The following is a 23640-nucleotide window of genomic DNA, read 5'->3' as shown; positions in this document are numbered from 1 at the left end:
GTTCGCCGCAGCGATTCGGGCAGGCGGCGAGTTTATCAGCTTGTCTTTGGCCGTGCTGACTAAAGGGTCAGCAAGCGGTCGGCGAGGCGACCGTTGGCCGTCAGCTCGAGGAATTCGTCACCCAGTCGCCGGCTCTCGTCCATCGCCGCGTGCCAGTATTTCTGCCGGCTCGGCGCATCGCCCATAAAGCGTTTGAAGTCATTTCGATCGGGCAGTTTGCCGTAGGGCAGGCGCGCCAGATATTCCTTCGATGGCGCGACCAGCAGCACATCCTGCAGACGCTGCACCGAAGCGCGGCGCCATGGCAGGGTCTTGTCGAACCAGCCGGGAATCACCCGATCGGTGAAGTGCGGATAAAGCACGATGCCGTCGCCGCTGTAGGGCAGGTCGAGGTGGTAGTCGAGCAAACCGCCGTCACGGAACGTACCCGCGCCGGCGCCGGGCAGGTCGCGCACGCCTTCCATGACCATCGGAATCGACCCGGAAGCGAGCAGGGCCTGGCGCAGGTTGCCGGTATTGAGCGCAACGAAACGCGAGGGGAAATCGGTCAAGGCATCAAGCGGCGGCGCCAGGCGTGGATCGTGGATGATCAGCCGCTCAAAGTGTCGCGACAGCCGTGCACGGCCGCGCAGGTTGTCGGCGATCACCGAACCCAGCGCCAGACCGAGGCGTCCGCGATGGTCTTCGGCGAGGCGGCCCTGGCTTTTCACCACCATGATGTTCAAGCGGTAATCGGCGTTCTCGAGGATGCTCGCATCGCGGCCGTCGAGCAGGTCATTGAGCATGCGCTGCGAGCTTTGACTGATCTCGGCCATGCTCACGCCTTTGTTGAAATGCTGCTCGGCGTACAGCTCACCGAGGCGGCGAATGCCTTCGGCGGCGTCCGGCAGGCAGGCGCTGGCGAAGCGCCAGGAACCCACCGAGGCGCCGATCAGCGAACGCTCACGCGGCGCATCCGGCAGCCACTCGCCGAACAACGCTAGATCGAGCCCCTGAATCCCCAACGCCTTCGGCCCACCGGCTGCACCGGGCAGGGTGCCGACGTCCGCGGCGTGCAAACCCTGCGTACGAATCCGCGCCATGGCCCGTGGGCCGGCCTTGAGGGTGAGGGCGGGAAACTTGATGTGGATGGCGGTCATACCGGTCTCGATCGTTAGCAAGCTGGCGATTATAAGCACATGTTGCAGGCCCATGTAGGAGTGAGCCTGTCCCACAAACGGGGCAGACGCAAAACCAGTGTGGGAGCGAGCCTGCTCGCGAAAGCGGCGGGTCAGAAACATCGCTGCAGCTGACACTCCGTCTTCGCGAGCAGGCTCGCTCCCACAGGGAATCTTGCCAACAGTGGGGCACAATGATGGCCATTCAGTTTCAGTTAAGTTGACCTCGCTATGGTGCCCACCGTAAGCAACATATAAGAATTCGGAGACACCCATGAAAACCCTGACTGCCCTGACCACTGCCTCGATCCTCGGCCTTGGCGCCAACACTGCGCTGGCGCGCGATCTCGGACCTGACGAAGCGCTTCGTTTGCGCGACGCTGGTACTATCGTCTCCTTCGAGAAGCTCAACGCCATCGCCCTGGAAAAACACCCCGGTTCGGAAATCACCGAAACCGAGCTGGAGGAAGAGTACGGCAAGTTCATTTACCAGATCGAACTGCGCGACCCGAAAGGGCTGAAGTGGGATCTGGAGTTGAACGCGGTCGATGGTGAAGTGCTCAGGGATCATCAGGATACGTAATGAAGCTGAATAGTCGCGCCACCCGCCTGACGGCGCTGGCGCTGGTGTTGTTGTGCAGTACGGCCATGGCTCGCGACCTCGATCAGGACGAGGCGCTGGCCCTGCGTCGCGATGGCGTGATCCTGCCGCTGGAGCAAGTGCTGCAGCAGGCCATGGATCGCTACCCCGGCGCCAAACTGCTGGAAGTTGAGCTGGAAGAAAAACACGACGTGTACATTTACGAAGTCGAATTGCTGACGGTCGAGGGCGTGGCGCGCGAGCTGCACCTGAAGGCCGATACCGGCGAGTTAGTCAAAGACAAGGAAGATTGATCGATGCGTTTGCTTCTGGTGGAAGACCATGTACCGCTGGCCGACGAATTGCTCGCCGGCCTGCAGCGCCAAGGCTACGCGGTGGATTGGCTGGCCGATGGTCGTGACGCGGTGTATCAGGGCAGCAGCGAGCCCTATGACCTGATCATCCTCGATCTCGGCCTGCCCGGCGTGCCGGGGCTGGACGTGTTGGCGCAGTGGCGCGCGGCCGGTCTGGCGATTCCGGTGCTGATCCTTACCGCGCGCGACTCCTGGGCCGAGCGCATTGAAGGGCTGAAAGCCGGCGCTGACGATTACCTGACCAAACCGTTCCACCCGGAAGAACTGTACCTGCGCATTCAGTCACTGTTGCGCCGCTCCAAGGGCCAGGCCAACCAGCCGACCCTGCAAGCCGCCGGCCTGCATCTGGACGAAGGCCGCCAGTGCGTGGTTCGCGACGGCGCCGACATCCAGCTGACCGCCGCTGAATTCCGCCTGCTGCGTTATTTCATGCTGCACCCCGAGCAGATCCTCTCGAAAAGCCACCTCGCCGAACACCTCTACGACGGTGAGACCGAGCGTGACTCCAACGTCCTCGAAGTCCACGTCAATCACCTGCGGCGCAAGCTCGGCAAAAGCGTGATCGAAACCCGTCGCGGTCAGGGATACCTGTTCGGCGGGCAAGCTTCATGAGATCAATCCAGCGCCGTTTGAGCCTGGGTCTGATCAGCGTGATGGTGGTGGTCGGTCTGGTGCTGGCGCAAACCAGCCTGTGGTTGTTCGAAGTCGGTTTGCAGCGCTACCTCGAAGCCGGCCTGCGCAACGACAGCGAAAGCCTGCTGGTAGCGCTGGTGCGCGGCCCGCAAGGTTTGCAGCTGGATGAGCGGCATCTGTCGCCGGCCTATCAGCGGCCGTTTTCCGGGCACTACTTTCGCATCGATTTCTCCGACAGCCACTGGCGTTCGCGCTCGCTGTGGGATCAGGAACTGCCGCTGCTGCAACACCCGGGGCTGCACAGCAATCTGCAACTTGGCCCGGACGGGCAACGCTTGTTGATACTGCGCTCGGACTATCGACGCCTGGGTCAGTCGATCTCGATCAGCGTCGCCCAGGATTACACGCCGGTCAGCGACAGCTTCCAGCGCATGCGCCAGATCGGCCTCGGTCTGGGGCTGGCGGCGTTGCTGTTGATCCTGTTCCTGCAACGCCTGACCGTGCGCCGCGCGCTGAAACCGCTGGAACGCGCGCGCGAGCAGATCGCTCAGTTGCAGCAGGGCCAGCGCTCGCAACTCGACGATCAGGTGCCGGTGGAGCTGGAACCGCTGGTGGCGCAGATCAACCATTTGCTCGCCCACACCGAAGACAGCCTCAAGCGCTCGCGCAATGCCTTGGGCAACCTTGGCCACGCGCTGAAAACCCCGTTGGCGGTGCTGCTCAGCCTGGCCTCCAGCGACAAGCTCGATGACCATCCCGAGCTGCGCAGGATCCTCAAGGAACAACTGGAGCAGGTGCAGCAGCGCCTCAATCGCGAACTCAATCGCGCGCGGTTGGCGGGGGATGCGCTGCCCGGCGCGTTGTTTGATTGCGATGCCGAGTTGCCGGGGTTGCTGGCGACGCTGAACATGATTCACGGCGAGCATCTGGCCCTGAGCTACGTCGCACCGCCGGGTTTGCAGCTGCCGTGGGACCGCGAGGATTTGCTCGAACTGCTCGGTAACCTGCTCGACAACGCCTGCAAATGGGCCGATGCCGAGGTGCGCTTGAGTGTAATCGAACGGTCTGACGGCTTTGCCCTGAGCGTGGAAGATGACGGCCCGGGGATTCCCGAAGAGCAGCGCACTCAGGTGTTCAGCCGTGGCACGCGGCTGGATGAGCAGACCCACGGGCATGGGCTCGGCCTTGGGATCGTGCGGGATATTGTCGAAACGTGGGGTGGCTTGCTGGTGTTGGGCGAAAGCGAGTGGGGCGGGTTGAAAGTGGTGATTGAACTGCCTCGGCGGTGAGCCCTTGAAAAGCCCCTCACCCTAACCCTCTCCCAGAGGGAGAGGGGACTGATTGTGTTGTTCTTGAGAGATTCACCCACTTGAAATCCGAGTCGAACTCAGGACTTGAATGGCATGAAGATCGGCTCCCTTTCCCCCTCGCCCCCTTGGGGGGAGAGGGCTGGGGTGAGGGGGGATTGGAACTGACACCCCGCACTTGTGCATCAAACGCGAAACTGATCCATCAACCGCTGCTGCTGATTCGCCAGGCTGTTGAGCGACTGGCTCACGCGCGCCGATTCATTGGCCTGCCCGGACAGCGACTCGGTCACATCGCGAATCGTTGCCACGTTGTTATTGATCTCTTCAGCCACTGCGCTCTGCTCTTCGGCAGCACTGGCGATTTGCAGGTTCATGTCGCTGATCACCGTCACCGCATCGCCGATCTGCCGCAACGCCGTGACAGCCTGGCCCACCTGCTCAACGCTGCCCTGGGCCTGACGATGGCTGTTGCCCATCGCACCGACCACTTCCTGCGTGCCGTTCTGCAATTGCTCGATGACCTGGCGGGTTTCCTCCACCGACTCCTGAGTGCGGCGCGCGAGGTTGCGCACTTCATCGGCGACCACAGCAAAACCGCGTCCGGCTTCACCGGCGCGGGCGGCTTCGATGGCGGCGTTGAGTGCGAGCAGGTTGGTCTGCTCGGCGATGGCGCGGATGGTTTCCAGCACCGTGCCGATTTTCTCGCTGTTGGCGGCCAGGCCTTCGACCTGAACCATCGCTGCGCTCATGTCGGCGGCGAGGGTGTCGATGCTCGCGGTGGTGTGGTCGATCACGGTCAGACCCTGGCGGGTGGCGCGGTCGGCGTCCTTGGCGGCTTCGGCGGCCTGGGCGGCACTGCGCGCGACGTCCTGGGCGGTGGCGCTCATTTCGTGGGACGCGGTGGCGACCTGATCGACCTGACGGTATTGCTGCTCCATGCCGGCGCTGGTCTGGGTGGCGATGGCCGATGACTGGTCGGCAGTGTTGCGCGCGTCCTGCACCGAGCGCTTCACCTCGGCGATGATCGGCTGCAACTTGTCGAGGAACTTGTTGAACCAACCGGCCAACTGGCCGAGCTCGTCCTGCTTGTCGTAGGCCAGACGCCGGGTCAGGTCGCCTTCGCCGCTGGCGATGTCTTCAAGCATGTGCGCCACACCGAGGATAGGTTTGGTCACGCTGCGCGCCATCAGCCACACCAGCAGCAGACCGATCAGGGCGGCGAACAGGCCGAGGCTCAGTTCGATCAGCGTGCCTGAGGTATTGCTCGCATCCAGTTGCTGCTTGAGCGCTTCGGCGCGGCTGACCAGGACTTTCTCCGGCACATCGAGCAACACGCCCCACGCCGGTCCGTCGGGAATCGGCTGGAACGGCGACAGCACTTTCAACTGGCCGTTGCTGTGCAGGCTGCTCACGCCAGTGCTCGAGGCGAGCAGGCGCAGCAACTCGCTGCCGCTGGCCTGATCTACCGCATCCAGGCGCTGGCTGAGTTTGCCGGCATCCGGGCTGTAACCGGCGAGCAGGCCGGCGGGGCTGACGATACTGACGGCGGTCTGACCGTCGTAAAGCTTGCGGCTGGCGTTCTGGCTGATCGCTTGCAGGCTATTGAGGTTGATGTCGACCGACAGCGAGGCGATGACTTTGCCATTGACCTGCAGCGGGAAGACGATGCTGGTCATCAGCACTTTCTGGCCATCGATGACATAGAAGTACGGCTCGATCACGCAGGGTTTGAGCGTGGTGCGCGGGCAGGTGAACCAGGCGTTGGCGGCCTGACCGCTGGGGCCGGTGCTGGTGTCGCTCATGTCGCTTTCCGGCAGCGCCATCGAAGTGACTTTGCCCGGCGTCGGCTGCGACCAGTACAGGGCAAAACGGCCCTTGTCGTTGCTGCCCAGTTCAGCCTGATCGGCGAACAATTCGTCCTTGCCGTCCAGCGCATTGGCTTCGAAAACCAGCGACAGGCCGAGCAGGTCCGGGTTGGCTTGCAGCGCGGATTTGACCTGACGGGTCATGTCCTCGCGCAGGTCGAAGGCATCGAGAAAGCGCTTCTCGGCCTGCTCACGCAAAAACAGTACCTGCCGCGAGAAACCGTGGCCGTACTGATAGGCGTCCATGAATTGCTGACGAATGCCGGCAGCCTGCACTTCACCTTGCGATTCGATCCGCGCCTGCGCCGACTCGGTGAGCATCTCCATGCTCGAGGCCTTGACCAGCGCCGAGCTGTGTTCCATGCGATACAGCGAAAGACCGACCAACAGGGTCACGATACCGGCCAGGCAGAGGCCGGCGAGCAGGGTGATTTTCCACTGGATGGAAAGTTGTCTGAGCGACATGGAAAACATCCTTATCCGATAAATATCTGAGACTTTGCACTGTAGCGGCCGCGTTTCGGCTTTCTTTATGCCGTGAGCGCAATATGACCGATTGCCGCATGCGGGGCCTGTGGTCCTGTAGTCCTGTGGTCCTGTGGTCCTGTGGCGAGGGGATTTATCCCCGTTCGGCTGCGAAGCAGTCGTGACACCTGCGTACAGGGTTGATTTAAAGTTTGCCGGGGGCGGCTTCGCCACCCAACGGGGATAAATCCCCTCGCCACAGAGCTTTGACACCGCCGCCACTCTGCGGCACAGTGCGCGCCCTCTAATAAGACCCTTCATACAAATCCGCCGGCCAGCGCCGGGCGGACTCATCCTGTCTGGCGGTGTGTTTTCACCCGCAGTGTTTTTTGAGGTAGTGAAATGAATGCAGTCATAGCAGCCGTCGGCGTCATGCTGATCCTCAGCCTGTCGCGCGTGCATGTGGTGATCGCGCTGATCGTCGGGGCGCTGGTCGGTGGCCTGACCGGCGGTCTGGGCATCGACGCAACACTCAAGGCGTTCAACAGCGGCCTGGGCGGCGGCGCGACGGTGGCGTTGTCCTACGCCTTGCTCGGCGCTTTCGCCGTGGCGATTGCCAAATCCGGCCTGGCCCATGCGCTGGCCGACAAGGCCCTGGCCATGGTGGATCGGCAGCACGCAACCGGCGGCGGTAACGTCAAATGGCTGCTGATCGGCCTGCTGTGGGTGGTGGCGATTGCCTCGCAGAACATCCTGCCGATCCATATCGCGTTCATTCCGCTGCTGGTGCCGCCACTTCTATATGTACTGACCAAGCTGCAACTCGATCGCCGTCTGATCGCCTGCGTCATGACCTTTGGCCTGATCACCCCGTATATGTTTCTGCCGGTGGGCTTCGGCAACATCTTCCTCAACGAAATCCTGCTGGCCAACGTCGCCCGCAGCGGCGTCGACATCAGCGGCATCAATGTCACCCATGCCATGGGTATTCCGGCGCTGGGCATGGTCTTCGGCCTGGCGATGGCGTTTATCAGCTACCGCAAGAAGCGCGTTTATGACCTGGCCAAAATCGAACAGGTCGAGCAGACGGCGGTGCACTACAACCCGCTGAGCCTGATGATCGCTGGTGTGGCCATTGCTTCGGCATTCGTGGTGCAGTTGCTGCTGGACTCGATGATTATCGGCGCTCTGGTCGGGTTCCTGATTTTCTCGGTGTCGGGCATCGTCAAATGGCGCGAGACCGATGATCTGTTCACCGAAGGCATGAAAATGATGGCGATGATCGGCTTCATCATGATCGCCGCCTCAGGCTTTGCCGAGGTGATGAAGGCCACCGGGCAGGTGCAGACGCTGGTCGAATCGTCGGCGGCCTGGATCAATCACAGCAAAGGCGTCGGGGCTTTGTTGATGCTGCTGGTGGGCTTGCTGGTAACCATGGGCATCGGTTCGTCGTTCTCTACCGTGCCGATTCTCGCAGCGATCTTCGTGCCTTTGTGCGTGCAACTGGGCTTCAGCCCGATCGCCATTGTCTGCATCGTTGGCACTGCCGGCGCGCTGGGCGATGCCGGTTCGCCGGCCTCGGACTCGACCCTCGGCCCGACCTCGGGGCTGAACATCGACGGCCAGCATCACCACATCTGGGACACCGTCGTACCGACCTTCCTGCACTACAACCTGCCGCTGCTGGTGTTTGGCTGGGTGGCGGCGATGGTTCTCTAAACCACTGAACCCTGTGGGAGCTGGCTTGCCAGCGATGGCGTCGGCACATTCGTTATTCGTCTTTCAGACACACCGCCATCGCGGGCAAGCCCGCTCCCACAGGGACACGCAGTGCCTGCGGACTCAACTTTTGCCCCGGCGTGCCGTTAAAGCCTTTAACCACGCCAACAAAATCAAAAGAGTGAGTCCCCCGATGCGCCTGAGTCTCAAGGCTAAAGTCCTGTCCCTTGCCGTTCTGCCGGTGCTGCTCTTTGCGCTGGTCATCAGCGTGACCACGCTGTTCATCCTCCAGGAACAGGCGCGCAAGGAGGTCGAACAGACCCGCGAGCGGCTGCTCAGCGACGCCAAGGCCACCCTGCAAAGTTACGTCGCCGTGGCCATGACCACGATCAAACCGCTGTACGACGCCGCCGCACCGGGCGATGACGCGGCGCGGGCGCAAGCGATCAAATTGCTCTCGGGCATCCGCTACGGCAAGGATGGCTACTTCTTCGGCTACGACTCCGAGACCGTGCGTCTGTTCAAGGCCAACGACCCCGACGGCGTGGGCAAAAGCTTCAAGGACAACCGCGATCCGAACGGCGTCTACGTCAACCTCGGCCTGGTCAAAGTGGCCAAGGACGGCACCCACTATCTGCAATACAGCTCACCGCTGCCGGGTAACGCCAAGGTGCTGGTGCCGAAACTCGGCTACACCGAATACCTGCCGAAGTGGGACATGGCGGTCGGCACCTCGGTCAACCTCGACGGCATCGAAGCGCAAGTGGCGCAGGTCGAGGCGCAAGTGCAGGAGCGCGTGCAAGGCGTGGTGCTGAGCATCGTCGGCGTTGCGGTGCTGGTGCTGTTGGTGATCGCGGCAGCGGGCATGCTGCTGGCCAACACCATTCTGCGCCCGCTGACCCTGATGAAAGCCAACCTCGACGACATCGCGGCGGGCGAGGGCGACCTGACCCGGCGCCTGAACATCACCAGCCAGGACGAACTCGGCGAACTGGCCGGCTCGTTCAATCGTTTCGTCGACAAGATCCACGGCCTGGTGCGGCAGATCACCGAGATGACCACGCAACTGACCGGTCTGGTCACCCAGGTCTCGGAACAGGCGCAGCGTTCCGATCAGGCCATGGAGCGTCAACGCCACGAAACCGATCAGGTCGCCACGGCGATCAACGAAATGTCCGCCGCCGCCCAGGAAGTCGCCAAGAGCGCACAGAACGCCGCCGTCGCCGCTCAGCAGACCGACGAAGAAGGCCAGAGCGCCAAGCGCGTGGTCGCGGGCAGCATCAAACAGATTCATGCGCTGGTCGACGACATCCGCAACAGCGGCGTGTCGCTGGACAGCCTGCAGCAGGACGTCAGTTCGATTGTCGGCGTGCTTGGGGTGATTCGTTCGATTGCCGAGCAGACCAACCTGCTGGCGCTCAACGCCGCGATCGAAGCGGCGCGCGCCGGTGAGGCCGGTCGTGGCTTTGCGGTGGTTGCGGACGAAGTACGCGCACTGGCCAGCCGCACGCAGATCAGCACCCAGGAAATCCAGGGCATGATCGACCGCTTGCAGGCCGGCACGCAGCAGGCGGTCGAAGCGATGCGCCGTTCCAGCGAGGCCGGCGACGGCACTTCGCAGCAAGCCAATCAGGCCGGCGCGTCGCTGGACGCGATGGCGCAGTTGATCGCCACGATCAACTCGATGAACGCGCAGATCGCCAGCGCAGCGGAAGAGCAGACGGCCGTGGCCGAAGAGATCAACCGCAGCGTGCATCAGATTGCGGTGGCGGTGGACAGCGTCGCCGATGAAACGCAACTGGGCGCGCAAACGTCGCGCAGTCTGGCGGAGCTGGGGCAGCGGTTGGGCAAGCTGGTGGGGCAGTTCCGTATCTGATGGCCTGAAAAGCCCCTCACCCTAGCCCTCTCCCAGAGGGAGAGGGAACCGATTGGGGAATATTGGGGGATTACGCCGACCTGAAAGTCCTGCTTTGAATCCATAGTCGACGCGGTTTTTCAGGTCGATGCAGTAGGTGGGACACCTCGGTCGGTTCCCTCTCCCTCAGGGAGAGGGCTAGGGTGAGGGGCTCTTGATCTTCAGGCTCTGTCCCAATAAGGAATCTCGCCAAAGCACTCGACAAAAAAATCAATTACCGTCCTCACCTTCACCGACAACCGTCGGCTCCCCGGCCACAGCACGGCGATCTGCTGCGGTTCCAGGCTGTTCGACACCTGATATTCCCCCAGCACCGGCACCAGTGTGCCCTCGCGCACCGCTTCGCCAATCAGCCACGACGGAAACATCACCAGCCCTAAGCCTTGCTGGGCGGCTTGGGTCAGGGTGTCGGCGTGGTTGCCGGTGATCGGGCCTTTGACGGTGTACGGCGTCCAGTCCTCGCCATCACGGCGGAAAAACCAGCGCTGCTGACCGGCCGCGCCTTTGTAGGCCAGGCACTGATGTTGCGCGAGTTCGTCCGGGTGCTGCGGCGTGCCGTGGCGTTTGAGGTAGGCCGGGCTGGCGGCGACCTGAAAACGGTGCGGCGCCACAATGCGTGCCTGCATGCTCGAATCGTGCAGCGCGCCGATGCGAAACAGCAGGTCGGCGCCTTCCTGTAGCGGGTCGACGTAATGGTCGGTTTGCTGGATATCCAGTTGCAGCTTCGGATAGCGCGCGCAGAGCTCGCCCAGCCAGGGCGTCAGATGGCGTTGGCCAAACACCACTGGCGCGTTGATGCGCACCAGTCCGGTGGGTTCGCTTTGCTGTTCCTGCAACGCCTGTTCGGCCTCTTCCAATTGCACCAGCAGTAACCGCGCATGGTGGCCGAGCGTGCGCCCGGCTTCGGTCGGGGTGACGGCGCGGGTGTGGCGGTAGAGCAATTGCTGGTTAAGCGCCTGTTCCATTAACTGGATCTGCCGCGAAATGGAGGAGGGCGCGACCCCTTCCCGGCGGGCGACTTCGGAAAAACTGCCGTGGTCGAGGACCGCCACAAACAGCCTTAACGCTTTGAACCCGAGTTCGTTGAGCCCGTGCATGCCATGTCTCGCTGTGCGTGATGCGCAAAAGTGTTGTCCGGATGCTCCCATTTATCGCACAGCGGCGCCAGCCGATAATCCGCGCCATTGTTTTTGAGCGTGGAAGGTTATGTATGCAGACGTTGGATGAAGGGGTGGTTGCTGCACCGGTGAAAAGATCGGTGTTGCGTCTGCTGTTGCTGCCGCTGGTGATCCTCGCTGGCATGGGCTTGTCGGTAGAAGCCGGATTGCTCGGGCCGCTGGGTGAGCAGGTCGGGCATTTATGGGCGACGTTGAGCATCTTCGGTGTGGGTTCGGCAATTCTGTTTTTGCTCTTGCTGTTCGCCGGCCCACAGAAAGGTCCGGCGCTGACCCAGTTGCCGCGCTGGCAGTTGATCGGCGGTTTTCTCGGGCCGATCTACGTGGTGGTGTTGACGCTGGCGACGCCGCATATCGGCATTGCCATGACGATGATCGCGATTTTGTCCGGTCAGGTCGGCAAGAGTGTGCTGATCGACCATTTCGGCTGGTTCGGCGCGACGCGCAAGAAGGTCAACGGCGAGCGCTGGCTGGCGTTGGGCTTGATTGTGGTGGCTTTGGTTCTGATTGCGCGGGGGTGAGTGATGGGTCTGGTGATTTTGTTGGTGGTGGTGGTATTGGCCGGTGCGGTGTTGAGTGTGCAGGCCGCGATCAATGGGCGTCTGGGTGAAACGGTGGGGGTGCTGCGTAGCAGTTTGCTGACCTTTGCGGTGGGCGCGGTGGTGACCGGGTTGTTGATTCTGTTTTTCGAGCCGGCGCAGGCGGTGAGTCTGCTTGAGGTGCCGAAGTGGCAGTTGACCGGGGCGCTGTTCGGCGTGGTGTACATGATGGTGATGGTGGGTGCGGTGCCGGTGGTCGGGACGGCTGTGGCGACGGTGGCGGTGATTGTCGGGCAGTTGGGGATGGGGATGTTGATCGACAATTTCGGCTGGTTGGGGAATCCGGCGATCGGCTTGTCTCCGAGTCGGATGTTGGCGATGGTGTGTCTGGCGGTGGCTTTGGTGTTTATGTATCGGAGCAGTTTGCGTTCTGAGTGATTGGATTTGAGTACATATCCGTTGCTGCGGTTGTTGCTGATTACGGTTCCGCTCTTACAGCGGGTCACTTTTTCAGACGCCAAAAAGTAACCAAAAGGCTTGGCCCCGGCGTTCGGCCCGCTCGCTGGGGCTCGGGGTTCCTTCGCTGCGGGATCGATCCTGGCGCAGCGGCTCCGGTTTGCTTCGCTGCACCTACACTCGCTGTGTTTGGCTGCGCCAAACGGTCGCTGCGCTCCCACGCCCGGATCAATCCCTTCGCTCAGCCTGCCGATGGGGCCGGCACGGCAAGATCAAGGGCGGTACTCGAGCTTGCGCTCATTGTGTGTAGGAGCTGCCGAAGGCTGCGATCTTTTGCTTTTGCTGTTTTGTTGGAGCGAGCCTGCTCGCGAAAGCCATCTCTGCGTCGCCCAATCTCTCAACAGTTGGTCAGCCTGCAACACCACCTTCTACACTGTCCCTTACGGCTTACCACTCAAGCCTCAGACAACCACTACGCAAGGAGTCTGTCCCATGTCCGATAAAAAATGCGACTGCCCGGGCTGCAACTGCACGATCAAAGAAGGCGAACATTCCTACGCTGTACACGGTAAACACTATTGCTGCGAGGCTTGCGCTCATCACCACAAACACGGTGAAGAGTGTGCGATGAAGGGTTGCGGTTGCGCTCATCCGAAATAAGCGGGGCAAAAAAAGTGGAGCCTAATCAGGCTCCACTTCCATTTTCAGACTGTCGTCTTCATGTCGTTCAAAGTGCCTCACCGTGCCTTGCAGTGTTCGCCCTTCGACCTTGACCACCACAACCTTGGCTTGGTGGAGGTCTTCCGGTACCGGTGCCTGGACGCACAAGGTGAAGCGGTAAGGGTCATCCGCGACCGTTTCCAGTGCGACTTGGCAATTCACCGTTTTGGTGATCTGGCCGAAGAAGGTGGTCAGGCCGTAGTCCAGTCGGGCCGTGTGATAAGTGTCGGTCATCGGTCGATTCCCCCTGTCGATTGCCAAGCCTGCGGTGGAGGCGGTGGGGTCAGTTGGTCTGGCGCCAGGTGACGTTTTCCAGACCGAATTTTTCTGCCATCGGTTTGCTGGTTTTTTGCACTTTCTCGCGGCCGAAGCGCGGGATGCGACCCACGCCCGCGTCGCAGCTTGCCCAATGCCAGGCTTCGGCGTTGTCCATTTTGTCCGAGCGGATAATGAACGACTTGGGGGTGCCATGCAGTGTGTAGTCGATGACGTAAAGTTTTGCGTTGTTCATAAAGCCCGAATTCCTCCCTGTGGTATTAAACGGATCGCGCTGTGCCGGGAAAATTCATTCGGATTGTCCGACGGTATCTATCGTTGGCGAGTGCGCGGCGTGCTGGTTACCATGGCGGCTTCGCCAACCCCCTGTGAACGCTCGCCATGGCCCTCGCCGCGCCCCCTGATCTGACCGACACCGATGTGCCCGTGCAACCGCTGGCGCGGACCTATCCGCGTGGTTTGTTCATCGAGCCGCACGAGCATGTCTGGGGGCAGTTGCTGTATGCGATGAGCGGGGTGATGTGGGTCGAAACCCCGCACGAAGCGCTGGTGGTGCCGCCGCAGCGGGCGGTGTGGTTGCCGCCGGGGGTGCCGCACGGGATTCGGGTGGTGTCGGATTTGCAGATGCGCAATATCTACCTGCGCCCGGCGCTGGCGGCGACGCTGGATGCGACGGTGCAGGTGATCGAGGTCGGTGGTTTGCTGCGAGAGTTGATCGTCGGGCTGGTGGCGCAGGGCGATGCCGGCGAGGCTGAGTATTACGACGCACTGGTCGGGCTGGCGTTGCTGGAGCTGCGCCGGGCCAGGCGTTCGCAGTTGAAGATTACACTGCCGGATGAGTCCGACCGGCGTTTGATGAATCTGTGTCAGGCGGTGATGGCCGCGCCGTCGCTGGAGATCCCGTTCGAGCAGCATGCGCAGAACGCCGGGGCCAGCGTGCGTACCCTGGCGCGCTTGTTCAAGGACAGCCTCGGCATGGGCTTCGCCGAATGGCGGCGCCAGGTGCAGTTGGCGACGGCGGTGGCGGCGTTGATTCAAGGCGTGGCGGTGAGCGTCATTGCTCGCGAACTGGGTTATTCACCGAGCAGTTTCAGCGACATGTTTCGCCGGGAACTTGGCGTAGCGCCTTCGCAATTCTCGGCAACTTGAACAGATCCATGTGGGAGCGAGCCTGCTCGCGAAAGCTTTGCACCAGGCAATGAAGTGCTGACTGGAAGACCGCATTCGCGAGCAGGCTCGCTCCCACACGGTTCTATGGCGGCTGCAGAAGGTTTGTCCGAAATTCAGAAGTCCTTGGCCGATACCGCTCCGGCTCATTCCCTAGACTCTGCCCATCACTTATCGCGGCGGAGTTCCTTTCATGAACTACCTCATTTCTCTGGCCATCGGCCTGGGCGTCGGCCTGCTCTACGGCGCGCTCGATTTCCGTTCTCCCGCACCACCGGCCATCGCGCTGGTCGGTCTGCTTGGCATGTTGGCCGGTGAGCAGTTGTGGCCGCTGGGCCGGCAACTGGTCGCTGGCTGGTTGTCCTGAATTTCCCTTTTTCTTTTCGGTGGATGTGCCCATGAAAGCGTTGCAATTCGATCAGACCGGCGACCTGTCTTCCCTGCGCTTCGTCGACGTTCCGACCCCGGTGCCCGGCGCCGATGAAGTGCTGGTGCAGATCAAGGCTGCCGGCCTCAACCCCAGCGATGTGAAAAACGTCCTCGGGCGTTTTCCCTACACCACACTGCCACGGGTTCCGGGGCGGGATTTTGCCGGGGTGGTGGTCGAGGGGCCACAAGCACTGATCGGTCAGGAAGTCTGGGGTACCGGGCGCGAGCTGGGCTTCTTCGCCGACGGCGCACATGCGCAATTCGTCAAATTGCCGGCCCGTGGCGTGTCGCACAAACCGGCGCATTTGAGTTTCGCTCAGGCGGCCAGCCTTGGCGTGCCGTACACCACGGCGTGGGATGCGCTGGAACGCAGTCTGGTCAGCGCCGACACGCGCTTGCTGGTGATCGGCGGCGGGGCAGTGGCAACTGCGGCTTTGGCCCTGGCAAAAGTGCGCGGCGCGCAATTGCTGGCGGCGGCGCGCCGGCCCGAGCAGGTAGCCGATTTGCAGCAGCAGGGCTATCAGACGATTCAACTGGATAAGCCAGAAGACCTCGGTGCCCAGGTCAATGCGGTGTATCGCGGCGGCGCCGATGTGATCTTCGACACCACCGGTTTCTGGCTGCCCGCCTCGGTGGCGGCACTGGCGACCTTCGGCCGCATCGCCATCATCGCCGCACCGGTCGACGGCCATGTGCAATTGCCGGCGCTGGCGCTGTATCGCAAGGGCGGCTCGGTGGTCGGGATCAACTCGTTGTTGTACGGCGTTGAGGCGTGCGCGGCGATGCTCGAGCAGTTCGGGCGGTTCTTCGATGAGGATCGCTTGCCGCTGCCGCAGGGCCTGGTGGAGGTGCCGCTGGCTGAAGGGCTGGCGCGCTATGAGGAGGTCAATCAAGGTGGTGGCGACAAGATCATCTTGCTGCCCTGACTCACGCAAATCCCTGTGGGAGCGAGCCTGCTCGCGATGACGGTAGATCAGTTAAACCGTCGGCGACTGACACACCGTTTTCGCGAGCAGGCTCGCTCCCACAGGGGAAAGGCATAGGATTCGGGATCATTTCCGTAGGATCCAGGGCGTTTCTCTGTGGGCCACGTCCTTTTCGCTCGCAGACCGGCAAAACAGGGAAACCTCTGACTTCACCCATTGCAGTGCACCGTTGCACAGTCCCGTCTTTCAATCAGACACAGGGACAGGTGGATGCGCATCGCTGGCAGGCCCGTTGTTTTCACTCTCGAGATAGAAGGCGTTGCCCACGATCTTCAAGTGTTCGGTTTTCGCACCCGGGAAGTGCTCAACCAGACCTATGAACTGGATCTCGAGCTGGTCAGCGAGCGGCCCGATGTGGATCTGGAAGGCTTGCTGCATCGGCCGGCCTTTCTCTGTTTCGGTGCCGACGGTAGCGGCATGCACGGGCTGGTCTATCGGGTCGGCCAGGGTGATTGCGGTGTTCGGCTGAGCCGTTACCAGATCACCCTGGCGCCACACCTTGCCTACCTCGCGCATCGGCGCAATCAGCGGATTTTCCAGAACCTGAGCGTGCCGCAGATCATCGCCAATGTGTTGAGCGATCACGGCATGCAGGCCGATGCCTGGCATTTTCAGCTCAGCGCCGAGTACCCGGCGCGAGTGTATTGCGTGCAATATCAGGAATCCGATCTGCACTTCATCCAGAGGCTGTGCGAAGAGGAGGGCTTGCACTTTCACTTCCGCCACCGCCGTGAGGCGCACCTGTTGGTGTTCGGCGACGATCAAACGGCGTTCCTCAAACACGACGTGACGACGCGCTATTTGCAGGGCAACGGCCTGGTTGCCGATGCGCCGGTTATCGACCAGTTCACTGTGCGCCTGGAGCCACGCTCCAACATCGTCGAGCGCCGCGATTATCACTTCGAAAAGCCCGCAGTGCAGTTGGACGCCAAGGTCAGTGCAGCGCGGGTTCCGCTGCTGGAAGATTATGAGTTTCCCGGGCAGTTCACCCATCGCGAGCGCGGCAAGCACCTCAGCCAGTGTGCGCTGGAGCGCCATGGTGCCGACTATCGTCTGGCTAACGGACGTAGCAATCAGGCGCTGATGCGCGGCGGCAGTTTCATGACCATGGCGGATTACTCGCGCGCCGACTGCAACGATTTATGGTTGCTGACCGAGGTCGAGCACATCGGCAAACAGCCGCAAGTGCTCGAAGAAGCGTTCACCGAGCAGGTCGACGCTGATGGTTTCAGTCAGGGCTATCGCAACCATTTCGTCGCGACACCGTGGGACGTGGTGTTTCGCCCGCAGCTCAGGCATGTCAAACCGCGCGTCAGCGGCAGTCAGTTGGCAGTGGTGACCGGCCCGCCCGGCGAAGAAATCTACAGCGATGCCTACGGCCGCGTGAAAGTGCAAATGCTCTGGGATCGCGACGGCCAGCGTGATGAACAGTCAAGTTGCTGGCTGCGCGTGGCCACTGCCTGGGCGCATGACCGCTACGGCAGCGTGCAGATTCCTCGCGTCGGTATGGAAGTGCTGGTGGGCTTCACCGATGGCGATCCGGACAAACCGTATGTGCTCGCCTGCCTGCCCAACGCCGAAACCCCGGTGCCACTGGACCTGCCGGCGCAACAGACGCGTAGCATCTGGCGCAGCCAGAGCAGTCCCGGTGGCGGTGGTTACAACGAACTGCGCATCGAGGACCGGCAAGGCGCGGAAGAAATCTCCATCAGGGCGCAGCGCGACCTGGTGCAGCACGTGCTCAACGACTTGCGTGTGCAGATCGACAACCTGCACAGCCAAGTGATTGGCGGCGTTTCCAGCCTTGAGTTGCGCGACGAAGAACATCACCTGACCCACGGCAACCGCCTGACTGAACTCAAGCAGGACGATCATCTGTGGGTGCAGGGCGAGCAGCATGTGCGGGTCGCCAGCCAGCGCGTCAGTGCCGCGCAGCAGCTGCATTTCGGCGCGGGCGAGCAGGTGGTTTTCAACAGCGGCCTGCAGATCACCCTGGCTGCTGGCGGGCATTGGCTGACGGTCGGCGCCGCCGGCATTTTCAGCAGTGTGCCGGTGGTGCAGGGCGGGGCGCCAACGGTGTGTCTGCCAGCGGAACCGTTGCTACCGGGGGCTGCGCCGTTGCTCAAGGCGACGTTCGATGCCGTGCAGCAACGGCATGCGCTGCTGACCACGCGGACCTCGCGTTGCCTGATTTGCGAGGCGGCCCAGGCATGAGCCTTTTGACGGATTGGCCTGAAGGTTTGCCGTGGGCTGAACAGCAGGCGTTTGTGCTGCTCGACGGTGCGACGATCGCCGATTTGCCGGCGCAACTGCGAAGGCTCGACCCCGCCGCCAACGCTTTTGCGCTGTACGACCAGCCACCGTTTTCGGCCCTGCGTGACGTCTCGCCGCTGCTGGTGGCGCTCGCTGACGCTGACGATCCGGTAGCGCGGTTTTATCGCCAGCACGCCCAACAGGAATGGGGCGTGCTGTTGTTCAGCGCCGCGCCGGCGCATGAAATCGTCGCGCACTTGCGTCAGTTGCTGATCGTCGAGTTGCCGGTCGGCTCGCCGGTGTTGTTGCGGCTGGCGGATGCCGCCGTGGCGCAGGCGCTGTTTGCCAGCGGCGATGCGAGTCTGTTCGGGCCGCTGGGGTGCGTGGTCACGGCGGATGGCGCGCGGGGAGTCTGGCACTGTCAGCGACCTCGGCACGGGCAGGGTGGGGCGCTGGTGGCGCCGTATCGGTTGAGTGCGGAGCAGGATGCCGCGCTGGATCGGGTGGATCGGCGGCGGGTGTTGCTACAAGTCGATGCGTATTTGCTTGAATATTTTCCCCGGTTTCATACCGGGGAAACCATCGCTGAACGTTGGATGCTTCTGGAACAAATCGAGGCAAAAGCCAGCGCGCTCGGCCTGAGCAGCCAATCGGAATGGCTTTACTTCGCCAACCTTGTCGCGTCTCTCAATGGTGCTGATCCGGATCAGCATCCGCAGATCCAGCACTTGCTACACGAGCCCTCCCTGCAACCGATCGGTGAGCGCTTGACGCTGGCCGTTTCAATGGCCCGCCAATGGGCGTCTGAAAGAGTCCGACCATGAACCATCCCGCCGACCTTGCGGCAGCCGCCGCGTCCAAAGCCCCGATCATCGGCCCCGCCGCCTGCCCCTTGCGCAAAACCCACGTGCAACTGCTGCCCCTCGCGTACGGCCTGGTGGAAAAACCCTTCGACCCCAGCACCGAAATCACGCTGCCGTACACCCTGACCACGCGCCCCATGGGCATCCGCCGCCTGCGCGACGGTTGGCTGTACATCGTCGACAGTCTCAGCGGTGAGCTCTACGAATACCGCGTGCTTGAAGGCGTCATCAGCGCATTGCTGCATCGCGGCAAAAGCGTCAGCGAGGATCAGCGCAGCGCCATCGAAGAACGTCCGGCGTTGATCTTTTCGCGCAAAAGCACCCTTTACGTGACCTTCGCCGACGTGCAGTTGAGCGCGGCGAAGTGCCGACAGGTGCTGGACAGTGCGCAGGAACGCGAGCACTTCATGCAGGCGGTCGATCTCGGCCCGGTGCATTGTCTGATCGGCGGCGAGCATCTGCTTACCGTGGCCCAGGCCAAACAGTGGCTGGCGGAAGTGGCCTGCACGGCGAAACCGCTGGCCGAGGCGGACGCCACGCGGATGCCGGCGGTGCAGGTCAGCGATGCGCCGGGGCACGAGCGCGAACCCTATCTGTGGGAAAACCCGCGACGTTTTCGCGAGGCGCATATCGGCGAATTTCTTGGCCGGGTGCGCGGACCTTATCAGGACGACACGCTGTTTCTGCTGGTCAACGACGACCTCGGGGTGATGCGCGATCTGGCCGATTATCAGGACCTGGTGGTCGGCTGGATCGAGCAGTGGAGCAACACCGACAACAACGAGCGCGACTATCTGCTGGCCAGTTACATCGAGTCGCTGAGCCAGCTCGGCGCTCAGGATTTCGACACCCTGGCCAAGGCCAGCGACGATCCGCGCGCCCAGGCATTGTTCGCTGAACTGGAGCAATTGCCCGAGCCGGATCGGGAAAATACCCGGCAGGCGCTGCTTGAGTATTTGAACAAGGGTGGTGAGGTCGAGCCAGCTGCAGTCGAAGCCACGCCTGAGTTGCAACAGCTTCGCGAAAAGGCACTGGATGAGTCATTGGCGCTGAACCGTTTCGACGGCGTCGCCCCGGATTTTACCGCGCACGCTCGCGTCACCGCCGAGGCGGATCGGCGCTTTTACACCCGCGAATATTTTGTTGAAGTCGCCCCGGCCGATTTCGTCGAGCGTCATCTGAACACACTGGTCGAGCTCGGCAAGGACCAGAGCCGGCGCATGAAAGACGTGCTCGACGGCCCATTGCTCAGCGGTAAGCGCGGCATCAACGACCTGATCGACCGCCCGGCGATGGACGAGGTGCTGAACAATCATCGCGACAACCTCGGACGCTGGAATCGCCTGCTCGAACGCATCACCGCCGATCGCGCGCAACTGCTGTGCGCCGGGCGTTTCCATCGCTCGGCGTGGTATTTCGACGGGCAAGTGCAGATCGATCAGGCGCTCGCCAGCGAATACGCCTGCCTCAAGGACATCGGCCGTAGCGACGCGGCCAATGAGCAAATGCTCGGTTACCTCGAGCAGCACCCGCAACTGACCCGCCCGCTGTTCTACACCTTGCCGCTGCGCTTGCAGACCGAACAGGCCGGGCAATATTCAACGCTGTTCAACGCCGGCATGGCGATGTTCAACAACCTGCCGGACTGGCTGGCCAAATTGCAGAGCATCGAGCAGCCGCAGTTGCCGGCCCTCGACGATCTGCCGGCACACAGCCGCGTCCTCGCCGATGCGGTGCAAGACACCTACAGCCCGGCGCTGAACCTGGGCCTGAGCCGGGCACTGGAAGGTTTTGATCTTGCCGGCGAGAAAATCCCCGACCTCGACGAACTGTTCCAGCGCCTGCCCAAAGCCCTGCGCCTGCGCGTCTTCGACGCCGCGCGAACCAGCGGCGTGACCTTCACCGTATCCACCCCGGCGGAACAAGCGGCGCTGCAAGCCACGATCAAGGAAGTGCTGCGCGAGCGCGACTACCTGAAAACCCTCAACCGCGAACGCAACCAGCTCACCCACAACAAAAACCGCCAAGGCCACAAAACCGCCCGGGCGGTGGAATTGCAGCAGGAAATCGTCCGCGTGCGCACGCAATTGGCGCTGTTCGAAGGCCGCCTCGCGGCGGCGTTAAGCCCGATCGACGAACTGCCGGATCGCTCGGCACGGCTGTATGGCGCCACCCCGGCGAAAGCGGGATTGACGGTGGTGTTTCCGTCGGCGCAGCAAGGGGAATTGCGCGGGTTGCTGGAGAATATTCGTGCGGGGGTGGCGGGGGTTTCGAAGGCGAGTCTGGTGCGGACGGAGGGGATGGGGTTGTTGGTGGTGTTGGTGCAGGTGGTGAATTTGGTGGGGGTTTATCGGGAGCTGCGCAGGCAGGCTGTAAATGAAAGAGTGTGGACCTCGTTGATGAATTCAGTCGTTGCAACGGGAGCGGCGGGATTTAGTGCCGCACAAAGTCTTGCTGATACGGCGTTAAAAGTTCGCTGCGCTTCTCTAGTGGCAAGCGTTCAGCTCCATGCCTTGCAGACCGTGCACGTGCAGATGGGGAAATTGCATGTGGGATTGGGTTTTTTTACATATTTGTCAGGGTTGGCTTCTTCTACGAACAGTATTGTCACGCAACGCAAAAACTGGGAACAGGCGGTTCGCAGTGGAAATCATTCGGCGCAAAGCGCAGCTGCATTGGCGACGATGGGAGCTGGTGGCATGACATCAGTTAGTGGCTATGGTTTGACCAACACTGTCCACTCCACATTCAAGGTATTGAAGGCGTCAAGTAATGCCGCTCGTAGAGCTGCTTGGGCCGCTGCTGGCACACGTTTATCCACCGTCTTTTTCCGCTTCAATCTCGCTGGAGCACTTTTTACTGTTCTAGAGCTGGGGGGTAGCTTGCTGTACAGCCGCTACAACATCAGTGCTCACGATAAATGGTTGAAAATCACACCGTGGAGTAGGGATAGCGAGATGCGTGGCGACCACTCACTTGATGACTATCAAAGTTATCTGGCTTTTTTAATTCACGCACCTTACGCGCAGCTTGGCCCAAATCTGTACGACTCTTGGCTGAAGGATCTGTTATTCAAAGCCAAACCCAGCGATATTCACTTAGCATTGCCGACCCTAACGCTGAATGATCTGCTGCGTCCGTTTGGCGGCAACCCAACCTCCCGTTTAGGTATCGGCGCGCACCGCATTTCAATTCCGCTGCACAGTCGAGGAGCACCACGAGAGCAGCGAGATGTCATTAGTGACGAGATTTTAAGCAGCCTGCGCATCGTGAAGTCCAGCCCAGAAGGACTGATACTTTGTCTCCAGTATCCAGCGGGCCTCGGGTCGGAATTTGTTCCCGCGAAAGAAACGCTGGAATTGGCTGTGTGCGTTCAGACATTGAATAAAAAGGGTGAATGGGCATCTCGAACTCGCGTCATTCACCTCGATCCGCGTGGTGAGGGTCATTTTGGGGTTGTTACTCCCCAACAGGTCAAAGAAAAACCTCCAGTTTTGCTGGTTGAGGCTCACCTGTTAGAAAGAGCTGACCATGCTGAATAATCACGATGATCCATTAGCAACTCGCCCGCTTCGACAGCCTAGAAAGACCGGTGACATTGAGGCGTTTCCGAGCGGAAAAATTACCTATCTCGCGCCCTTGCCATTACCAACATCAATGCCAGCTTACGGTCGGCATATTGGTGAACTGAATGACGTTTATATGGATTTCGGTTTAGGGACACTGGAGGTTTTTTCTTGGCAAGTCATTTTAGGCGGACCATTCAGCGGCACATTAATGATCGCGTTCCTATATCCACTGATGGGAGGGTTTATAGGACTTCTGTTAGGTGATAGCTGGGAGTTCATTAAAGAAGTCATTGAGGGTATTTTTTTTGCCATTTACAAATTGGCTTTCTCAACGGGTTTAATTGCCTTGTTTATTGGCCTAGGCGTCTGGCACCACGTCCACAAAACCCGCGCCACCCTCATCCCAACCCGCTTCAACCGTCAACGCCGCGAAGTCTGCTTCATGCCCGAAGGCGCCACCGAACCTGTCTTCGTCCCATGGGAATCGCTGTCCGCCTGGATCATAGAAGCCAAGGGCGCCACCCAGTTCGGCATCCACCGCCAATACGGCATGGGCATCGGTTTCTACCAAGGTGAAACCCTCATAAGCCAGGAATTCCAATGCGCCGGCCTGGAGCTCGCGATCAGCCATTGGGAAGCGATTCGCGGTTACATGGAGTACGAAGTCAACGACCTCAAATCGATTCAGGACCTGCAAGACCTGCAAGGTCCGGACGACCCGCCCCACGAAGGCCTGCATACTTTTCGTAACGCCCGCGCGCGGATGCATCAGCAGATCCGTGAAGGCCGGCGCTCGCGGCTTTCGGGGTTCTTCTGGTACCTGTATCACGTCATGACCTTATGGACGATTCCCAATCGCCTGGTTGAATGGGAAGTGCGTCGGCTGGAAAGAATCGGCAAGCAGGCGCTGCCGGAAGTCATGCGTGCCTGGTCCGAGCCGCTGCCGAAAGAGCAATGGGCCAAGCCCAGTGAAGAGTTGTTGCGGCTGAGCGAACAAGTGCGGCGGATGCACAAGCGCCAGCCGCATCGGCCGATTACGCAGATTTTCGCTGAGGTTTGCAGGCGAGCTGAGTGCTGATGTTGAGCAGTTTTGTGGCCAGAGGGTGGGAGGTTTTTGCCTGTTTGAGCGCCTTCGCGAGCAGGCTCGCTCCCACAGAGGACCGCGTTGGACGCGGATGTTTCGGTTGAT

Annotated in this window: 21 protein-coding genes and 2 pseudogenes; 17 read left to right on the top strand and 6 right to left on the bottom strand. The window is 61.3% G+C overall.

The features are described from left to right. Nucleotides 1-59 precede the first annotated feature (59 nt). Nucleotides 60-1139: a patatin-like phospholipase family protein gene (locus AB4N85_RS12495; protein WP_460068224.1), complete on the bottom strand. Its 1080-nt coding sequence runs from the start codon at nt 1137-1139 to the stop codon at nt 60-62. A gap of 292 nt (nt 1140-1431) precedes the next feature. On the opposite strand from AB4N85_RS12495, the gene AB4N85_RS12490 reads away from it, so the two are divergent. The 4 genes from AB4N85_RS12490 to AB4N85_RS12475 are packed head-to-tail and all read left to right on the top strand — an operon-like array spanning nt 1432 to nt 4033. Beyond that, complete coding sequence (locus AB4N85_RS12490) at nt 1432-1740, top strand: PepSY domain-containing protein (protein WP_016775414.1); 309 nt, start codon at nt 1432-1434, stop codon at nt 1738-1740. Continuing rightward, nucleotides 1740-2051, top strand: coding sequence for a PepSY domain-containing protein (locus AB4N85_RS12485; protein WP_016775413.1), 312 nt, complete (start codon nt 1740-1742; stop codon nt 2049-2051). Before AB4N85_RS12490 ends, AB4N85_RS12485 begins: the two co-directional genes overlap by 1 nt. A 3-nt stretch (nt 2052-2054) precedes the next feature. Further along, entirely contained in the window at nt 2055-2723 is a 669-nt protein-coding gene (locus AB4N85_RS12480) for a response regulator transcription factor (RefSeq protein ID WP_016775412.1), read from the top strand. After that, nucleotides 2720-4033 carry a sensor histidine kinase gene (locus AB4N85_RS12475; protein ID WP_150634871.1) on the top strand — a complete coding sequence of 438 codons (1314 nt, stop codon included), beginning with the start codon at nt 2720-2722 and terminating at the stop codon, nt 4031-4033. Before AB4N85_RS12480 ends, AB4N85_RS12475 begins: the two co-directional genes overlap by 4 nt. A gap of 203 nt (nt 4034-4236) precedes the next feature. Here the strand turns inward: AB4N85_RS12475 and AB4N85_RS12470 are convergent, their stop codons facing one another. After that, nucleotides 4237-4992 (bottom strand): methyl-accepting chemotaxis protein, encoded by a 756-nt coding sequence (locus tag AB4N85_RS12470; protein ID WP_370593523.1) that lies wholly within the window; start codon nt 4990-4992, stop codon nt 4237-4239. Nucleotides 4993-5094: 102 nt separating this feature from the next. After that, nucleotides 5095-5241, bottom strand: a pseudogene (locus AB4N85_RS12465) (HAMP domain-containing protein); the annotation flags it as partial. A gap of 1545 nt (nt 5242-6786) precedes the next feature. On the opposite strand from AB4N85_RS12465, the gene AB4N85_RS12460 reads away from it, so the two are divergent. The 3 genes and pseudogenes from AB4N85_RS12460 (at nt 6787) to AB4N85_RS12450 (ending at nt 9979) form a co-directional block, all read left to right on the top strand. After that, complete coding sequence (locus tag AB4N85_RS12460; RefSeq protein WP_024013513.1) at nt 6787-8103, top strand: Na+/H+ antiporter family protein; 1317 nt, start codon at nt 6787-6789, stop codon at nt 8101-8103. Nucleotides 8104-8137: 34 nt separating this feature from the next. Then, nucleotides 8138-9073, top strand: a pseudogene (locus AB4N85_RS12455) (cache domain-containing protein); the annotation flags it as partial. Between the two features lie 84 nt (nt 9074-9157). After that, nucleotides 9158-9979 (top strand): methyl-accepting chemotaxis protein, encoded by an 822-nt coding sequence (locus AB4N85_RS12450; protein ID WP_370695145.1) that lies wholly within the window; start codon nt 9158-9160, stop codon nt 9977-9979. A 200-nt stretch (nt 9980-10179) separates the two neighbouring features. Here the strand turns inward: AB4N85_RS12450 and AB4N85_RS12445 are convergent, their stop codons facing one another. Beyond that, nucleotides 10180-11115: a LysR family transcriptional regulator gene (locus AB4N85_RS12445; protein WP_122603781.1), complete on the bottom strand. Its 936-nt coding sequence runs from the start codon at nt 11113-11115 to the stop codon at nt 10180-10182. Between the two features lie 113 nt (nt 11116-11228). On the opposite strand from AB4N85_RS12445, the gene AB4N85_RS12440 reads away from it, so the two are divergent. From AB4N85_RS12440 to AB4N85_RS12430, 3 genes are all read left to right on the top strand, one after another. Beyond that, nucleotides 11229-11714 carry a DMT family transporter gene (locus AB4N85_RS12440; protein ID WP_252867927.1) on the top strand — a complete coding sequence of 162 codons (486 nt, stop codon included), beginning with the start codon at nt 11229-11231 and terminating at the stop codon, nt 11712-11714. Between the two features lie 3 nt (nt 11715-11717). After that, entirely contained in the window at nt 11718-12170 is a 453-nt protein-coding gene (locus tag AB4N85_RS12435; protein WP_095182148.1) for a DMT family transporter, read from the top strand. A gap of 510 nt (nt 12171-12680) precedes the next feature. Beyond that, the gene (locus tag AB4N85_RS12430) at nt 12681-12848 is read left to right on the top strand and encodes a metallothionein (protein WP_016775405.1); all 168 of its coding nucleotides are present in this window, start codon (nt 12681-12683) and stop codon (nt 12846-12848) included. Between the two features lie 21 nt (nt 12849-12869). Here AB4N85_RS12430 and AB4N85_RS12425 read toward each other — a convergent pair whose 3' ends face one another. Continuing rightward, complete coding sequence (locus AB4N85_RS12425; protein ID WP_252867926.1) at nt 12870-13142, bottom strand: hypothetical protein; 273 nt, start codon at nt 13140-13142, stop codon at nt 12870-12872. Between the two features lie 49 nt (nt 13143-13191). Further along, the gene (locus AB4N85_RS12420; RefSeq protein WP_016775403.1) at nt 13192-13419 is read right to left on the bottom strand and encodes a DUF6555 family protein; all 228 of its coding nucleotides are present in this window, start codon (nt 13417-13419) and stop codon (nt 13192-13194) included. A 146-nt stretch (nt 13420-13565) separates the two neighbouring features. Between AB4N85_RS12420 and AB4N85_RS12415 the strand changes: the two genes are divergently transcribed. The 7 genes from AB4N85_RS12415 to AB4N85_RS12385 all read left to right on the top strand — a co-directional run bounded on the left by AB4N85_RS12415 (nt 13566) and on the right by AB4N85_RS12385 (nt 23529). Then, complete coding sequence (locus AB4N85_RS12415; protein ID WP_252867925.1) at nt 13566-14333, top strand: AraC family transcriptional regulator; 768 nt, start codon at nt 13566-13568, stop codon at nt 14331-14333. A 211-nt stretch (nt 14334-14544) separates the two neighbouring features. Then, a complete protein-coding gene (locus AB4N85_RS12410; RefSeq protein WP_073471384.1) occupies nt 14545-14718 on the top strand; it encodes a DUF1427 family protein in 174 nt (57 codons plus the stop codon). 31 nt (nt 14719-14749) lie between these two features. Further along, on the top strand, nt 14750-15706 hold the full coding sequence (locus tag AB4N85_RS12405) for a quinone oxidoreductase family protein (protein ID WP_252867924.1): 957 nt from the start codon (nt 14750-14752) through the stop codon (nt 15704-15706). 270 nt (nt 15707-15976) lie between these two features. Further along, a complete protein-coding gene (tssI, locus tag AB4N85_RS12400) occupies nt 15977-17980 on the top strand; it encodes a type VI secretion system tip protein TssI/VgrG (protein WP_252867923.1) in 2004 nt (667 codons plus the stop codon). Next, on the top strand, nt 17977-18843 hold the full coding sequence (locus AB4N85_RS12395; RefSeq protein WP_252867922.1) for a DUF4123 domain-containing protein: 867 nt from the start codon (nt 17977-17979) through the stop codon (nt 18841-18843). Before tssI ends, AB4N85_RS12395 begins: the two co-directional genes overlap by 4 nt. Next, the gene (locus AB4N85_RS12390) at nt 18840-22424 is read left to right on the top strand and encodes a toxin VasX (protein WP_460068217.1); all 3585 of its coding nucleotides are present in this window, start codon (nt 18840-18842) and stop codon (nt 22422-22424) included. Before AB4N85_RS12395 ends, AB4N85_RS12390 begins: the two co-directional genes overlap by 4 nt. Next, nucleotides 22414-23529 carry a SoxR reducing system RseC family protein gene (locus tag AB4N85_RS12385; protein WP_252867920.1) on the top strand — a complete coding sequence of 372 codons (1116 nt, stop codon included), beginning with the start codon at nt 22414-22416 and terminating at the stop codon, nt 23527-23529. The genes AB4N85_RS12390 and AB4N85_RS12385 overlap by 11 nt, the downstream gene beginning before the upstream one ends. The last annotated feature ends 111 nt before the right edge of the window (nt 23530-23640 follow it).

Source organism: Pseudomonas sp. H1_G08, assembly GCF_054681355.1.
Note: the sequence above shows the minus strand (reverse complement) of the source record. Positions and strands in the feature narration are given on the sequence as shown.

Bases quoted from the DNA above. Each gene is read 5' to 3' on its own strand.
- AB4N85_RS12470 (WP_370593523.1), bottom strand. From the start codon at position 4,992: ATGGAGCAGCAATACCGTCAGGTCGATCAGGTCGCCACCGCGTCCCAC.
- AB4N85_RS12425 (WP_252867926.1), bottom strand. From the start codon at position 13,142: ATGACCGACACTTATCACACGGCCCGACTGGACTACGGCCTGACCACC.
- AB4N85_RS12395 (WP_252867922.1), top strand. From the start codon at position 17,977: ATGAGCCTTTTGACGGATTGGCCTGAAGGTTTGCCGTGGGCTGAACAG.
- AB4N85_RS12390 (WP_460068217.1), top strand. From the start codon at position 18,840: ATGAACCATCCCGCCGACCTTGCGGCAGCCGCCGCGTCCAAAGCCCCG.
- AB4N85_RS12490 (WP_016775414.1), top strand. From the start codon at position 1,432: ATGAAAACCCTGACTGCCCTGACCACTGCCTCGATCCTCGGCCTTGGC.
- AB4N85_RS12435 (WP_095182148.1), top strand. From the start codon at position 11,718: ATGGGTCTGGTGATTTTGTTGGTGGTGGTGGTATTGGCCGGTGCGGTG.
- AB4N85_RS12420 (WP_016775403.1), bottom strand. From the start codon at position 13,419: ATGAACAACGCAAAACTTTACGTCATCGACTACACACTGCATGGCACC.
- AB4N85_RS12430 (WP_016775405.1), top strand. From the start codon at position 12,681: ATGTCCGATAAAAAATGCGACTGCCCGGGCTGCAACTGCACGATCAAA.
- AB4N85_RS12440 (WP_252867927.1), top strand. From the start codon at position 11,229: ATGCAGACGTTGGATGAAGGGGTGGTTGCTGCACCGGTGAAAAGATCG.
- AB4N85_RS12460 (WP_024013513.1), top strand. From the start codon at position 6,787: ATGAATGCAGTCATAGCAGCCGTCGGCGTCATGCTGATCCTCAGCCTG.
- AB4N85_RS12385 (WP_252867920.1), top strand. From the start codon at position 22,414: ATGCTGAATAATCACGATGATCCATTAGCAACTCGCCCGCTTCGACAG.
- AB4N85_RS12495 (WP_460068224.1), bottom strand. From the start codon at position 1,139: ATGACCGCCATCCACATCAAGTTTCCCGCCCTCACCCTCAAGGCCGGC.
- AB4N85_RS12450 (WP_370695145.1), top strand. From the start codon at position 9,158: ATGACCACGCAACTGACCGGTCTGGTCACCCAGGTCTCGGAACAGGCG.
- AB4N85_RS12475 (WP_150634871.1), top strand. From the start codon at position 2,720: ATGAGATCAATCCAGCGCCGTTTGAGCCTGGGTCTGATCAGCGTGATG.
- tssI (WP_252867923.1), top strand. From the start codon at position 15,977: ATGCGCATCGCTGGCAGGCCCGTTGTTTTCACTCTCGAGATAGAAGGC.
- AB4N85_RS12405 (WP_252867924.1), top strand. From the start codon at position 14,750: ATGAAAGCGTTGCAATTCGATCAGACCGGCGACCTGTCTTCCCTGCGC.
- AB4N85_RS12480 (WP_016775412.1), top strand. From the start codon at position 2,055: ATGCGTTTGCTTCTGGTGGAAGACCATGTACCGCTGGCCGACGAATTG.
- AB4N85_RS12415 (WP_252867925.1), top strand. From the start codon at position 13,566: ATGGCCCTCGCCGCGCCCCCTGATCTGACCGACACCGATGTGCCCGTG.
- AB4N85_RS12445 (WP_122603781.1), bottom strand. From the start codon at position 11,115: ATGCACGGGCTCAACGAACTCGGGTTCAAAGCGTTAAGGCTGTTTGTG.
- AB4N85_RS12485 (WP_016775413.1), top strand. From the start codon at position 1,740: ATGAAGCTGAATAGTCGCGCCACCCGCCTGACGGCGCTGGCGCTGGTG.
- AB4N85_RS12410 (WP_073471384.1), top strand. From the start codon at position 14,545: ATGAACTACCTCATTTCTCTGGCCATCGGCCTGGGCGTCGGCCTGCTC.